Annotated in this window: 14 protein-coding genes; 9 read left to right on the forward strand and 5 right to left on the reverse strand. The window is 75.0% G+C overall.

Annotated features, from left to right (window positions below):
- Positions 1 to 76: 76 nt before the first annotated feature.
- The gene (locus tag ACIGNX_RS13190; RefSeq protein WP_396539508.1) at positions 77 to 925 is read right to left on the reverse strand and encodes a helix-turn-helix domain-containing protein; all 849 of its coding nucleotides are present in this window, start codon (positions 923 to 925) and stop codon (positions 77 to 79) included.
- Positions 926 to 1,064: 139 nt separating this feature from the next.
- On the opposite strand from ACIGNX_RS13190, the gene ACIGNX_RS13195 reads away from it, so the two are divergent.
- Both ACIGNX_RS13195 and ACIGNX_RS13200 read left to right on the forward strand, forming a co-directional pair.
- Positions 1,065 to 1,751, forward strand: a complete 687-nt coding sequence (locus ACIGNX_RS13195) for an SDR family NAD(P)-dependent oxidoreductase (RefSeq protein ID WP_396539510.1) — start codon at positions 1,065 to 1,067, stop codon at positions 1,749 to 1,751.
- A gap of 82 nt (positions 1,752 to 1,833) precedes the next feature.
- On the forward strand, positions 1,834 to 2,529 hold the full coding sequence (locus tag ACIGNX_RS13200) for a VanZ family protein (RefSeq protein ID WP_396539512.1): 696 nt from the start codon (positions 1,834 to 1,836) through the stop codon (positions 2,527 to 2,529).
- Between the two features lie 10 nt (positions 2,530 to 2,539).
- Here ACIGNX_RS13200 and ACIGNX_RS13205 read toward each other — a convergent pair whose 3' ends face one another.
- Positions 2,540 to 3,562: an LLM class flavin-dependent oxidoreductase gene (locus ACIGNX_RS13205; protein ID WP_396539514.1), complete on the reverse strand. Its 1,023-nt coding sequence runs from the start codon at positions 3,560 to 3,562 to the stop codon at positions 2,540 to 2,542.
- A 431-nt stretch (positions 3,563 to 3,993) separates the two neighbouring features.
- Between ACIGNX_RS13205 and ACIGNX_RS13210 the strand changes: the two genes are divergently transcribed.
- The 5 genes from ACIGNX_RS13210 to ACIGNX_RS13230 all read left to right on the forward strand — a co-directional run bounded on the left by ACIGNX_RS13210 (position 3,994) and on the right by ACIGNX_RS13230 (position 7,192).
- A complete protein-coding gene (locus ACIGNX_RS13210; RefSeq protein ID WP_396539516.1) occupies positions 3,994 to 4,206 on the forward strand; it encodes a hypothetical protein in 213 nt (70 codons plus the stop codon).
- 4 nt (positions 4,207 to 4,210) lie between these two features.
- Positions 4,211 to 4,438: a hypothetical protein gene (locus ACIGNX_RS13215; RefSeq protein ID WP_396539518.1), complete on the forward strand. Its 228-nt coding sequence runs from the start codon at positions 4,211 to 4,213 to the stop codon at positions 4,436 to 4,438.
- 131 nt (positions 4,439 to 4,569) lie between these two features.
- Positions 4,570 to 5,397 carry a lysostaphin resistance A-like protein gene (locus ACIGNX_RS13220; RefSeq protein WP_396539520.1) on the forward strand — a complete coding sequence of 276 codons (828 nt, stop codon included), beginning with the start codon at positions 4,570 to 4,572 and terminating at the stop codon, positions 5,395 to 5,397.
- Positions 5,394 to 6,536 (forward strand): sensor histidine kinase, encoded by a 1,143-nt coding sequence (locus tag ACIGNX_RS13225; RefSeq protein WP_396539522.1) that lies wholly within the window; start codon positions 5,394 to 5,396, stop codon positions 6,534 to 6,536. The genes ACIGNX_RS13220 and ACIGNX_RS13225 overlap by 4 nt, the downstream gene beginning before the upstream one ends.
- Positions 6,533 to 7,192, forward strand: coding sequence for a response regulator (locus ACIGNX_RS13230; RefSeq protein ID WP_396539524.1), 660 nt, complete (start codon positions 6,533 to 6,535; stop codon positions 7,190 to 7,192). Before ACIGNX_RS13225 ends, ACIGNX_RS13230 begins: the two co-directional genes overlap by 4 nt.
- A 50-nt stretch (positions 7,193 to 7,242) precedes the next feature.
- Here the strand turns inward: ACIGNX_RS13230 and ACIGNX_RS13235 are convergent, their stop codons facing one another.
- The 3 genes from ACIGNX_RS13235 to ACIGNX_RS13245 all read right to left on the reverse strand — a co-directional run bounded on the left by ACIGNX_RS13235 (position 7,243) and on the right by ACIGNX_RS13245 (position 9,716).
- Positions 7,243 to 7,806, reverse strand: coding sequence for a DJ-1/PfpI family protein (locus ACIGNX_RS13235; RefSeq protein WP_396539526.1), 564 nt, complete (start codon positions 7,804 to 7,806; stop codon positions 7,243 to 7,245).
- Positions 7,807 to 7,996: 190 nt separating this feature from the next.
- Entirely contained in the window at positions 7,997 to 8,689 is a 693-nt protein-coding gene (locus ACIGNX_RS13240; protein WP_396539528.1) for a flavin reductase family protein, read from the reverse strand.
- 61 nt (positions 8,690 to 8,750) lie between these two features.
- Complete coding sequence (locus ACIGNX_RS13245) at positions 8,751 to 9,716, reverse strand: helix-turn-helix transcriptional regulator (protein ID WP_396539529.1); 966 nt, start codon at positions 9,714 to 9,716, stop codon at positions 8,751 to 8,753.
- Positions 9,717 to 9,812: 96 nt separating this feature from the next.
- On the opposite strand from ACIGNX_RS13245, the gene ACIGNX_RS13250 reads away from it, so the two are divergent.
- Both ACIGNX_RS13250 and ACIGNX_RS13255 read left to right on the forward strand, forming a co-directional pair.
- Positions 9,813 to 10,235: a VOC family protein gene (locus ACIGNX_RS13250; protein WP_396539531.1), complete on the forward strand. Its 423-nt coding sequence runs from the start codon at positions 9,813 to 9,815 to the stop codon at positions 10,233 to 10,235.
- A gap of 27 nt (positions 10,236 to 10,262) precedes the next feature.
- The gene (locus ACIGNX_RS13255; RefSeq protein WP_396539533.1) at positions 10,263 to 11,414 is read left to right on the forward strand and encodes a winged helix DNA-binding domain-containing protein; all 1,152 of its coding nucleotides are present in this window, start codon (positions 10,263 to 10,265) and stop codon (positions 11,412 to 11,414) included.
- Positions 11,415 to 12,020 lie beyond the last annotated feature (606 nt).

Genomic DNA, 12,020 nt, shown 5'->3' on the forward strand with positions numbered 1-12,020 from the left:
GTTCCGTCCTCCGCTCTCGTCCGACTCCGCCCGCATCGTGGAACAGCGGCCGGCACGCCGCAATCGAGTTAACCGGTCACGCGAGCGCGGCCGGGCGGCGCGCGTCGGGGGTCGGCAGGTCCGCGGAGGCGAGCAGGGCCAGCTTGTCCGCGTCGACCGAGCCGGCGTCCGGGTGGTACACGACGAGCATCAAGCCCTCGGTCCCGCTGATGGCGAGGCGTTCCCGGTTCACCGTCAGCTCGCCCACCCGCGGGTGGGCGAGCCGCAGCGGGGTGCCGCGCTGGCCGCGGACCTCGTGGCGCGCCCACAGCGCCCGGAAGCGGGTGCTCGCCGCGGACAGCTCGCCGGTGAGCGCGAGGAAGCGGGGGTCGTCGACGTCCTTGCCCGCGGCCTGGCGGAGGTTCGCGATGAAGCACTCGGTGACGGTCGCCCAGTCCGGGTGCAGCGCCTGTTCGGCGGGCTCCAGGAACAGGTCCCTGAGCTGGTTGCGCCCCGCGACGAGGCGTGGCGAGACCGCCCTGGCGAGCGCGTTCGAGGCCAGGACGTCGAAGTACCGGTTCTCGATGAAGGCGGGGTGGACGAGGGAGTCGAGCAGCTTGAGCGCGCCCTCCGGCGGGGCCTCCCAGTGCGGCCTGCGGCGCGGCGGGCCCTCCGAGACCAGGGTCAGCAGGTGCGCGAGGTGCTCGTCGTCCAACCGCAGCACGCGGGCGATCGACTCCAGCACCTGCACCGACGGGTTGCGGTCGCGGCCCCGTTCCAGCCGCAGGTAGTAGTCGGCGCTGATGCCGGCCAGCATGGCGACCTCCTCGCGCCGCAGGCCCGGCACGCGCCGCACCCCGGTGTCGGGGATGCCGGCCTGCCCGGGCGTCACCAGGCCGCGCCGGGCCCGCAGGAACGCGCCGAGGGCGTTCTTCGGCGCGCTCACGACCCGGCGCCCCGCCGCCGCGGGACGGGCAGAGGGGGTCCTGTCACACCCCGGGCTGAACAGGGCTCTGGGTGGGGCGGGCAGCTGCGCATACCGTCCACAACAGTCCGCTCGGACCGGCTATTTCACGAGGAGAACCATGACCGTCACACTGATCACCGGGGCGAACAAGGGCATCGGCTTCGAGACGGCCCGGCAGCTCCTGGAGCTGGGCCACGTCGTCTACGTCGGCGCGCGCGACGTCGAGCGCGGCGAGGAGGCCGCCGCGGCGCTGGGCGCGCGGTTCGTGCGGCTGGACGTGACCGACGACGCGTCGGTGGCCGGCGCGCTGGCGGCGATCGACGAGGCCGAGGGTCGCCTGGACGTCCTGGTGCACAACGCGGGCGTCCTCGGGCACGGGCCGGTCGACGGACCGGCGGCGCTGCGCGTCTTCGACACCAACGCGGTGGGCGTCGTGCGCGTCACCGAGGCGGCCATCCCGCTGCTGCGCAGGTCCGCCAACCCCACCGTGGTCACCGTGTCGAGCAGCGCCGGGTCGTTCTGGGCGGTGAACAACCCGGAGCGACCCGAGTACCACCTGTCGCTCGCGCTGTACTCCGCGTCCAAGGCGGCGGCCACCATGCTCACCGTCCAGTACGCCAAGTCCCAGCCGGGCATCAAGTTCAACGCGGTCGAGCCCGGCCCCACCGCCACCGACATGACGGCGGCCTTCGGGATCGGCAGGCCGCCGCGGGAGAGCGCCCGGGTCGTCGTGCGGTTGGCCACCCTCGACGTCGACGGGCCGACCGGGACGTTCCAGGACGAGTCCGGGGTGCTCCCGTGGTGAGCCCGCCCGCCGGGCCACCTATCGCGGGCGTATGCGGAACCGCATACGCCACCGCAACGATCCGTCGAGTCCACTGGTGGGCATGACGACCCAATCCCCGGTGGCGAGGCGTGGCACCCGCAGGACGCTGTCGATCGGCCTGGCGGTCCTCGGCGTGGCGGCCGTGCTGTTCGTGCTGCGCCGGCCCCTGATGATGTCCGCCCCGGCGTGCGCGGCCGGGCGGTGGCACGGTTGCTTCGACACGGTGAACGGCGTGGTGCTCGTGACGCTGGCCGGGATCCCGTTGGCACTGCTGGCGGCCTGGGCCGTCGCGCGGGTGCGGCGTGCCCGCGGCGTCGCGTCGGCGTGGCGGGTGTCGCTGGCGGAGGTGGGCATGGTCTACGGGACGGTGCCGACCGCGTGGCTGACCATGACGCCGGGGGAGGGCGCGGGGGTCGTCCCCGGTCGGGTCAGCCTCGTGCCCCTGCGCGACCTGGTGTCGATGGGTGCGCTCGGGATCGTCGCCAACCTGCTGATCTTCGCCGCGCTGGGGTTCTTCGGCCCCGTGCGGTTCGCGGCGCTGGCGTCCGTGCCGCGGGTCCTGGCGCTCGGGGCGGCCTGCTCGGTCCTGGTCGAGTTCGCGCAGTACGCCCTGCGGCTCGACCGGGTCAGCTCCGTGGACGACGTGCTGCTCAACGCCGTCGGGGCGGCGCTGGCCGGGCTGGCGTCCCGCCGCTGGTGGCGCACCGCGGCGGGACCGTCCGACCGGCGCCGCCCCGGATCGGCGGCGACGGGCTGAGCGACGCGCGTCAGCGCCAGCCGAGGGCCGGCGCGACGTGGGTCAGGATGCTCTCCAGGACGTGGGCGTTGTAGTCGACGCCGAGCTGGTTGGGCACGGTCAGCAGCAGGGTGTCCGCCTCGGCGATGGCCTCGTCGCCCGCCAGCTGCTCGACCAGGACGTCCGGTTCGGCGGCGTAGGTGCGGCCGAAGATCGCCTTGGTGTCGGCGTCGATGTAGCCGATCTTGTCGGTGCTGTCGCCGTCCGACCCGAAGTACGCGTGGTCCAGGTCCGAGGTGAGCGCGAAGATGCTGCGCGAGACGGACACGCGCGGCTCGCGCTGCCACCCGGCCTCCGTCCACGCCTTGCGGAACGCCCGGATCTGCTCGGCCTGCTGCACGTGGAACGGCGCGCCGCCCTCGTCGTTCTTCAGCGTCGAGCTCATCAGGTTCATGCCCTGCTCGGCGGCCCAGACGGCCGTGGCGTTGGAGCCCGCGCCCCACCAGATGCGGTCGCGCAGTCCCTCCGAGTGCGGTTCGAGGCGCAGCAGGCCCGGCGGGTTCGGGAACATCGGGTGCGGGTTGGGCTGGGCGAAGCCCTCGCCCTCCAGCACCTTCAGCAGCACCTCGGCGTGCCGGCGGGCCATGTCGGCGTCCGTGTCGCCCTCACTCGGCCGGTAGCCGAAGTACCGCCACCCGTCGATCACCTGCTCCGGCGATCCCCGCGAGATGCCGAGCTGGAGCCTGCCGCCCGCGATGAGGTCGGCCGCGCCCGCGTCCTCCGCCATGTACATCGGGTTCTCGTAGCGCATGTCGATCACGCCCGTGCCGATCTCGATGCGCTCGGTCCTGGCCCCGATCGCGGCCAGCAGGGGGAACGGGGCGGTCAGCTGCCTGGCGAAGTGGTGCACCCGGAAGTACGCGCCGTCCGCGCCCAGCTCCTCCGCCGCCACCGCCAGGTCGACCGCCTGCAGGAGCGCGTCCGAGGCCGTCCTCGTCTGCGAGTGCGGCGTCTCGGACCAGTGGCCGAAGGACAGGAAACCGATGTTCTTCACGTCCGGTCGAACGCCTCGCCCGGCCGGTTGATTCCCCGTCCCGGGCCGTGCCCGCGGTCGCGGTCGGCGGGAATTCCACCCCATTCCCGAGGAGGTTCGGCAACCTCTGGGAGGGTGGCGCGGGGTTCCTGAGCAGCGGCAACGCCGGCGCGGTGAGCAGCGGACGGGTCCGCCGCAGCGCTCCACGCGGCCCGCCGAGGGCGAGGCGGTCGTGCCCGCCGCACGAGGTCGCGGACGCGATTCCAGGGCGCCTGGACGTGCCTTTGCCCCCGTCCCGGCTCTCGCGCTCGGCGGACGATCGTTCCGCGGCCGGGCAGGGGCCGGCCGCCGCGGGGATCGGCATGCCGCATCGGCCACTCGGGGGTCGCCTGTCGACGGCGGGCGAGCCGTGCCGGCACGGTGGGGGCACGTGGTCCGAGGAGGAGGCGCGCATGCGTGGTGTCCTGCTGGGTTTCGTGACGGCGGTGGCCGTGGTGGTGGGTGGCGTGGCCGTTCCGGCCTCCGCCACGGAGATCGGCGAGTGGGTCGGGCCCTACGACGTGTTCGAGCAGTGCGAGGCCGACCGGCAGCAGGACGTCCGCAGCTCGGGCCAGGTCTGCCAGCCGCGGGTGTTCGCGTGGTTCTACTTCGCCAACGGGGTGTGACCGGGTGCCGCGCGTGAAGCTCGCCGTCGTGCTCGCCGCGGTGGTGGCGGTCGTCGTCGGCGCACCCGCCCAGGCCGCCGGGGGCCGCACGCGGTACGTCGCGAGCTACCCGTCGCTGGACGACTGCGTGGTGGCCGGCGCGGTGCGCCAGGGTGACGAGGGCTGGTGGGACTACGAGTGCCGTCCCGACGGGTCGGGCACGTACGCGCTCTACGCCGTCTACTACCCGTAGTGCCGGGGCTTGTCCCCCGTGCGAGCTACCCGCGGATGTCCACCGCGCGGTGACGATTCCGGGCCGTCCGGTCCCTAGCGTTCGGGGCACCCGCGGCACACCGGCCGCGGACGGGTCGCGGAGGATCGGTCATGCGGTTGTTGGCGCAGTTCGGGGCGGTGGCGCTGGTCGCCTTCGCCGGCAGTGCGGTGGTCGGCGCGGCGGGGTGGAACGTGCCCCTCACGCTGGTCGGCGGGTTCGCGACGGCGGTGCTGTCGCTGTGGGTGTACGCGTGGGTGGTGCGGCGGACCGAGCGCCGCGAGCCCGTCGAGGTGGCCGTGGCCGGGGCGGCACCCGCGTTCGGGCGGGGGCTGCTGGTGGGCCTCGGCATGTTCGCCGCGGTCATCGCGACCATCGCGTCCCTCGGCGGCTACGAGGTGCTGGGCTGGGGGTCGCCGGCGGGCGCGGCGGCGCTGCTCGGGGTCACGGTGGCCGCCGTCGTCACGGAGGAGCTGCTGTTCCGGGGGGTCCTCTTCCGCATCGTGGAGCAGCGCATCGGCACGTGGGCCGCGCTGATGGTCAGCGGCGTGCTGTTCGGCGCGGCGCACCTGTTCAACGACAACGCCACGCTGTGGAGCGGGACCGCCATCGCGGTCGAGGCGGGGTTCCTGCTCGCCGCCGCCTACGCCGCCACGCGCACGCTCTGGCTGCCCATCGGCGTGCACTTCGGCTGGAACTTCGCCCAGGGCGGCATCTTCGGCACCAGCGTCTCCGGCCAGGACGCCCCGCGGGGCCTGCTGGACGGCGTGACGTCGGGCCCGGTCCCGTTGAGCGGCGGCGGGTTCGGTCCGGAGGCGAGCGCGTTCTCCGTGCTGGCGGGTCTGGTGGTGACGGTCGCGTTCCTGTGGCTGGCCAAGCGGCGCGGCAACCTGGTGCCCCCGCGCCGCCGCTCCGCCCCCGCGGCTACGCTCGCCGGGTGATCGGCCTCCGGCAGGTCCCGGACCTCTGGCGACGCCGGGACGTCACGGTCCGGGACACCCCGCTCGCGCTGCTGCTGGCGCTCGCCTCGCTGGTGCCGGCGCTGGAGAACCGGGGCACGCAGCTCGGCGACCTCCCGACCCGCCCGGCGGACGCCCTCGCCGCCGTCGTGATCGCGCTGGAGTGCCTGCCGCTGGTCGTGCGCAGGCGGTGGCCGCTCGTGACGCTGGCGGTGGTGGCCGCGGGGTTCGCGGCCGACCAGCTCCTCGCCTACCACACCGTGGCGGGCACCGCCCTGCCGCTGGCGCTGCTCAGCACGGGCCTGCACCTGGACCACCACCGCCGGGCGACCGCCGTGCTGGCCACGGCGGCGTACGTGCCGCTGGCCGTGGCGCTCGACCGGGGCGGGTCCACCGAGGGCGTGGCCGGGTTCGTGACGTTCTACCTGGCGCTGGCCGCCGCGTGGGCGCTGGGCGCGTGGTTGCGGTTGTCGCGGGCCGCCGAGGCGGAGCACCGCCGCCACGTGGCCGAGGCGACCCGGCAGGCGGAACGCACCCGCATCGCCCGCGAGCTGCACGACGTGGTGACGCACCACGTGACGGCGATGGTCGTGCAGGCGGAGGCGGCGCGGTACCTGGGCGGCGCGCCGGAGCGGCTCGACCGGGCGCTGGCCGCGATCACCGACACCGGCCGCCGGTCCATCGCCGACCTGCGGCACCTGCTGGACCTGCTCAACCCCGACCACGACGCCGACCCGCGCACCCCGTCCGTCGGCGAGCTGAGCGGGTTGGTGGAGCGGACGAGGCGGGCCGGGCAGCCCGTCGAGTTCACCGAGGAGGGCGTGCCGCCGCCGGGGAGCGCGAGGATGGTGGCCTACCGGGTGGTCCAGGAGGCGCTGACGAACGCGCTCAAGCACGCGCACGGCAGGCCGACCACGGTGCTCGTGCGGCACGGCGAGAGCGAGATTGTGGTGGAGGTCGGCACCGAGGGCGGTGGTGCGACGGCGGCGTCACCCGGCGGCGGGCGGGGGCTCGCGGGGCTGCGCGACCGGGTGGGCGTGCTCGGCGGCGAGTTCAGCGCGGGCGGGCGGGACGGCGGTTTCGTGGTGCGCGCCCGCATCCCGGTCGGGAGCCCGTCGTGACCGCGCCGGTGCGGGTGCTGGTGTGCGACGACCAGGCGCTGGTGCGCACCGGCTTCGCCACGATCATCGACGCGCAGCCCGACCTGGAGGTGGTGGGCGAGTGCGGTGACGGGCGGGCCGCGGTCGAGCTGGCCGCGCGGCTGCGGCCGGACGTGGTGGTGATGGACGTCCGGATGCCGGTGCTCGACGGCATCGAGGCGACCCGCCTGCTGGCCGGGACGGGGGTGGCGAACCCCGTCAAGGTGCTCGTCGTGACGACGTTCAACCTGGACGAGTACGTGTACGAGGCGCTGCGCGCGGGCGCCAGCGGGTTCCTGCTCAAGGACGCGCCGCCCGCGCAACTGCTGCACGGCATCCGCACGGTCGCGACCGGGTGGGCGCTGCTCGCGCCGGAGGTGACCCGCCGGCTCGTCGGCCGGTACGCCGAGCGGATCCGGCCCGTGCCGGGCGCGGCGGACGGCGGGCCGCTGACCCCGCGCGAGCTGGAGGTGGTGCGCCTCATCGCCGACGGCCTGTCCAACGGCGAGATCGCCGCCGCGCTCGTGCTCAGCCACGAGACCGTCAAGACGTACGTGTCCCGCATCCTCACCAAGCTCGACCTGCGCGACCGGGTGCAGGTCGTCGTCTACGCCCATCGACACGGCCTGGTCGCCTGACGCGCGGATCCATGCCGCGGTGTCGGCGTTGACGTCGCTGTCGCCGGGCGTCAGGCGGGAACGCGCGACCGCTCCAGCACGCCCAGGAACGCGCGCGACCACAGCGGGAGGTCCGGCCAGCCGCGGCAGGACACCATCGCGCCGTCGACCACGTCCGGTCCGTCCACGAAGGTCGCGCCGGCCAGCTCGACGTCCGCCCTCAGCGGTGGGAAGGCGGCGGTGGAGCGCCCGCGCAGCAGGCCCAGTGCGGCGGGCACCTGGGGCCCGTGGCAGATCGTGCCGACCGGCAGCCCGCGGTCGAAGAAGTGGCGGACGACCCGGGCCACGTCGGGGTCCGTGCGGATGTACTCCGGCGCGCGTCCGCCCGGGATCACCAGCCCGTCGTACTCGCCGGGGTCGACCTCGGCGAAGGGCAGGTCCACGGGCAGCAGGTGGCCGGGTTTCTCGGTGTAGGAGTCCCAGCCGGGCTCGAAGTCGTGCACCACCAGCTTCACCGGGCGGGTGGTCGGCGCGGCGACGACCGCCTCGTGACCGCCCTCGCGCAGCCGGAAGACCGGGTACATCGAGTCGAGCTCCTCGGCGGCGTCGGCCGTCAGGACGAGCACGCGGGCCATGGTCGCTCCCCCTCCCCGCTCGACGCGCCCCGGCGAGGCGCACGGACGGCGTTCACGCCCCCGGAGCGGACGTCGAACCGGTTCGACGGACGATCGTGACCGTACGCCGCCCGGAACCGCCCGGACAATCGACCGGACAGGTGCCCGGACGTTCCGGCTCCCGTCCGGCCGGGTGGGTCGGCCTCGCCGGTCACGCCTTCACGGGAGCCGAGCGGGCCCGGTCGATGTCCGGTCCCCGGTAGAGGTGCTCCGGGATGCCGGCCAGCGCCGAGGGGTGCACCTGCGGCCCCAGGCCGTAGAACCGCTGGAAGCTCATGATCAGCGGTCGCCAGGCGTCCGGGTCGACGTGGTCGGCCGCGTCGGCCCGGATGCCGTCGTGCGCGAACACGCGCAGCACGCGGGCCTCGAACGCGACGACCCCGCCGCGCAGCCCCTCGTCGGCCTCCGCGATCGGGTGCGCGGCCTCGACCACCACCTCCAGCGCCACCGGGCACTCGGCCACCCGCGGCGGGGTCACCGTCTCCGACGGGACCGGGGTGAGGCCGGCGCGGCCGAACTTGTCCGCGACGTGGGTGTAGCCGCGCCGGACCTTGCTCGGCGGCACCGGGTCCACGCCGGTCGTCAGCGCCAGCCGGTCCACCGCCGGGGCCAGGTCGTCCGACGGCAGGTTGAGCACCGCCTCGCCGGTGCGCCGGAGGTTGCGGGCGGTCTGCGACTTCGTGCCCAGGCCGAGCACGGCCCGCCAGCCGAGCCAGAACGCCGAGGAGATCGGCGCGAGGTTGGTCGTCCCGTCCTCGTTCTCGCTGGAGATCAGCACGACCGGCGTGCCGAAGTACAGGATGCCCGGTTCGATGCGGTGGTGCGCTGGGGTTTCCGTTCTCACGCGGCCAGTCTCGGCGTCCGGCGTGGACGGTCGCCGGCGGGAATGCGCCGCGGTGGTCCGGTCACCGCGACCGGCCGGCCGCGGCGGCGAAGCGGCGGGCCAGGTGCGCGAAGGCGTCCCGCAGCTCGGTCGGGCCGACCACCTCGACCGGGGCGTCGAACCTGCCGATGGCGGCGGCCAGGGCGGGCCACGACCACGAGCCCAGGACGAGCCGGCAGCGGTCCGGGCCGAGCGCCTCGGCGATCCCGTCCTGCGCGAACGGCGCGACCTCGGTCACGGGCAGGTGGAGGACCACCTCGCCGCGGCACGGCCAGTCGCCCGTGCCGTCGAGGCCCGCGAACCTGCCCGCGACGAAGGCCGCCACGTCCCCGCCTGGCACGTCACGCGGCGCGAAGCGCGGTCCGTTGGGGCTGCGCGGGCTGATCCGGTCGGCGCGGAACGTGCGCCAGTCGCCCCGGTCAAGGTCCCAGGCGACGAGGTACCAGCGACCGCCCCGGGTGACGAGGTGGTGCGGCTCGGCCCGGCGCGGCGCGGTGGCGGCGGCCGCGGGGGCGGCGTAGTCGAAGCGCAGCACCTCCCGGGCGTGGACGGCGCCGCTGATCGCCACCAGCACCCCGCTGTCGAGCGGTGGTGGCGCGGACCGCTCCACGGCGGTGACCCGCAGGGTGTCGACGCGGTGGCGCAGCCGGGCGGGCAGCACCTGCCGGACGGTGGCCAGCGCCCGCGCCGCGGCCTCCTCGACCCCGGCGCCGGCACCGGCGGCGAGCTGGAGGCCCACGGCCAGCGCGACGGCCTGCTCGTCGTCGAACAGCAGCGGTGGCAGTTGCGAGCCGGGACCGAGCCGGTAGCCGCCGTCCGGGCCCTTGGTGGTCACGATCGGATAGCCCAGCTCCCGCAGCCGGTCGACGTCGCGGCGCACCGTGCGAGGGCTGACCTCCAGCCGCCGTGCCAGCGCGGCGCCCGGCCAGTCCCGGCGCGCGTGCAGCAGCGACAGCAGTGCCAGCAGCCGTGCTGAGGTCTTCGGCATGGTCGCCATCCTGCCCTGAAGAAGAGGACACAACCTGTCCTCTTCCCCTGCGACCGTGGTCGGGTACCGAACACCGGGTCCGACCGAGGAGCGACCTTGTCCGTCACCACCACCACCCACCTGAACTTCCGCGGCGACGCCCGAGCGGCGCTGGAGTTCTACCGCTCCGTGTTCGGCGGCGACCTCGCCGTCGTCACCTACGCCGACGCCGGGGACGCCTCCGGCGATCCCGGGGCCGACCACGTGATGTGGGGCCAGGTGCTCGCCGGGAACGGCTTCCACGTGATGGCCTACGACGTGCCGTCGCGGCTGGCGTACGACCGGGGCGAGAACCCGTTCTTCGTCTCCGTGCGCGGCGAGTCCGTCGAGGAGGTCACCGGCTACTGGCAGGGCCTCTCCGAGGGCGCGACCGTCGTGGTCCCGCTCGGCCCGGCGGGGTGGGCTCCCGCCTACGGGATGCTGCGGGACCGGTTCGGCGTCGTCTGGGTCCTGGACGTCGTCAGCGGGCACCGGGGCTGACCCGGCGCGGAACGGGGACCGACCACGATGGCAGTGCTGGACACCAGGGCGCTCAACCGCGCGACGCTCGCCCGGCAGTCCCTGCTCGACCGCGCCGACCTGCCGGTGCTCGACGCGGTGGCGCGCCTGGGCGGGATGCAGGCGCAGGAACCGCAGGAACCGTTCGTCGGGCTCTGGTCGCGGTTGCGCGCGTTCGACCCGACCGCCCTCGACGGCCTGCTGACCGCGCGGCGCGTGGTGCGCACCCACCTCATGCGCCGCACCATCCACCTCGTCACCGCCGACGACGCCCTGGCCTGGCGGTCGCGGCACGACGCCATGCTGCGCCAGCGGGCGCTCGGGGCCTACCGCCGCGAGTTCGCCGGGGTGGACCTGGACGACCTCGCGGCGGCGGCACGGGAGGTGCTCGCCGACGACGAGCCCCGCACGATGGCCGACCTGGGCCGGGTGCTCGCCGCGCACTGGCCCGCCACCGGGCCGCGGGCGCTGGGCGAGGTAGCGGTCGCCGCGCTCGTCCCGGTCGTGCAGGTGCCGCCGCGCGGGCTGTGGCGCGTCAAGGCGGGCGCGCGGTACGTCCGCGTCGCGTCGTGGCTGGGGCGCGAGGTCGACCCGCCCGCACCGGAGGGCGCCGACCCGGTCGGCCGGGCGCTGGCCCTGCGCTACCTGGCCGCGTTCGGCCCCGCGACGGTGGCGGACCTGCGCGCGTGGTGCGGCCTCGCGGGCCTGCCCCGCGCGGTGGCCGCGATCCGGGACGGGCTGGTGGCGTTCCGCGACGAGCACGGCCGGGAGCTGCTGGACCTGCCCGACGCGCCGCGTCCCGACCCCGACACGCCCGCGCCGGTGCGGTTCCTGCCCGCGTTCGACAACGCGATCCTGGGCTACCACGACCGGGACCGGGTGGTCGACCACGCCCACCGCGGCCTGTCGGTCGCCGGCGAGCGCGTGGTGCTGGTGGACGGTCGGGTCGCCGCCACGTGGACCACCGCCAAGACCGGCGCCAAGACGGGCGCCAAGACGGGCGCCGGAACGGGCGCAGAGGCGGGTGCGGTGGCGGTCACCCCGCTGCGCCGCCTCTCCCCGGCCGAGCACGCCGCCGTGGTCGGGGAAGGGCGGGAACTGGCGTCGTTCCTCGGCGCCGGCGGTGACGCCGCCGAGCCGATCGTGCGGGTCCTCCGTTGAAATGACCGATTCCACCCCCCGCGGCCCGGTCGGGTGGCACTTCGACGTGTCCGGACGGGGTTCCGCCCTTTGCGGGGTTATGTCCGATTTGGGTGGACGATTCACCGCGTGAACCGTTTGTTCGTGACTGCTCGCATTCGCGTTCGACGGTCCGGGGAAAACCCGTTCGACGGTTCGGCGCGGCAGTTGTCGATCTTGGTGCGCGGGGTCGGCGCGCGGGCCGCGGTGCCGGCGCGCCGACCCCGCCGGCCGGGCCGGTGGGCGCCGTTTCGGGCGGTTCGCCCAACCGAAGCACGGTTCGGGCACAACTTCGACCGGTGTGGTGAGAAATCGTCGCGTTGGTGCTAAGGGTCGCGCGCCCCTGGGCGGCGCGGCGGGCCGTCGGGTGCCCGGTTCGGCGGTGTCCGTTGACCCGTTCGCCGCCGCTGAGACGCCGGCGCGGTTAATGGCGCGTTACGCGGTGCCGATGTGCGCGCCGGCCGTCGGGAACGCGGTTCGGCCGCCGGGGCGGCAAAAATGTCCGGGTTCGTGGACAAGTCGACGGGTCGTGCTATAAAGCGTCCCGAAGAGGGGGCACCGTCGCGAAAAGACCATCGTTCACCGGGC

Origin of the sequence: Actinosynnema sp. NPDC053489, from assembly GCF_044544865.1 — a bacterium.
In the GTDB taxonomy this organism is placed as follows: Bacteria; Actinomycetota; Actinomycetes; order Mycobacteriales; family Pseudonocardiaceae; genus Actinosynnema.

What these genes read in the sequence shown, in the direction of transcription:
- ACIGNX_RS13195 (WP_396539510.1), top strand. Translation starts at nt 1,065, where the DNA reads ATGACCGTCACACTGATCACCGGGGCGAACAAGGGCATCGGCTTCGAG.
- ACIGNX_RS13200 (WP_396539512.1), top strand. Translation starts at nt 1,834, where the DNA reads ATGACGACCCAATCCCCGGTGGCGAGGCGTGGCACCCGCAGGACGCTG.
- ACIGNX_RS13210 (WP_396539516.1), top strand. Translation starts at nt 3,994, where the DNA reads ATGCGTGGTGTCCTGCTGGGTTTCGTGACGGCGGTGGCCGTGGTGGTG.
- ACIGNX_RS13220 (WP_396539520.1), top strand. Translation starts at nt 4,570, where the DNA reads ATGCGGTTGTTGGCGCAGTTCGGGGCGGTGGCGCTGGTCGCCTTCGCC.
- ACIGNX_RS13235 (WP_396539526.1), bottom strand. Translation starts at nt 7,806, where the DNA reads ATGGCCCGCGTGCTCGTCCTGACGGCCGACGCCGCCGAGGAGCTCGAC.
- ACIGNX_RS13245 (WP_396539529.1), bottom strand. Translation starts at nt 9,716, where the DNA reads ATGCCGAAGACCTCAGCACGGCTGCTGGCACTGCTGTCGCTGCTGCAC.
- ACIGNX_RS13255 (WP_396539533.1), top strand. Translation starts at nt 10,263, where the DNA reads ATGGCAGTGCTGGACACCAGGGCGCTCAACCGCGCGACGCTCGCCCGG.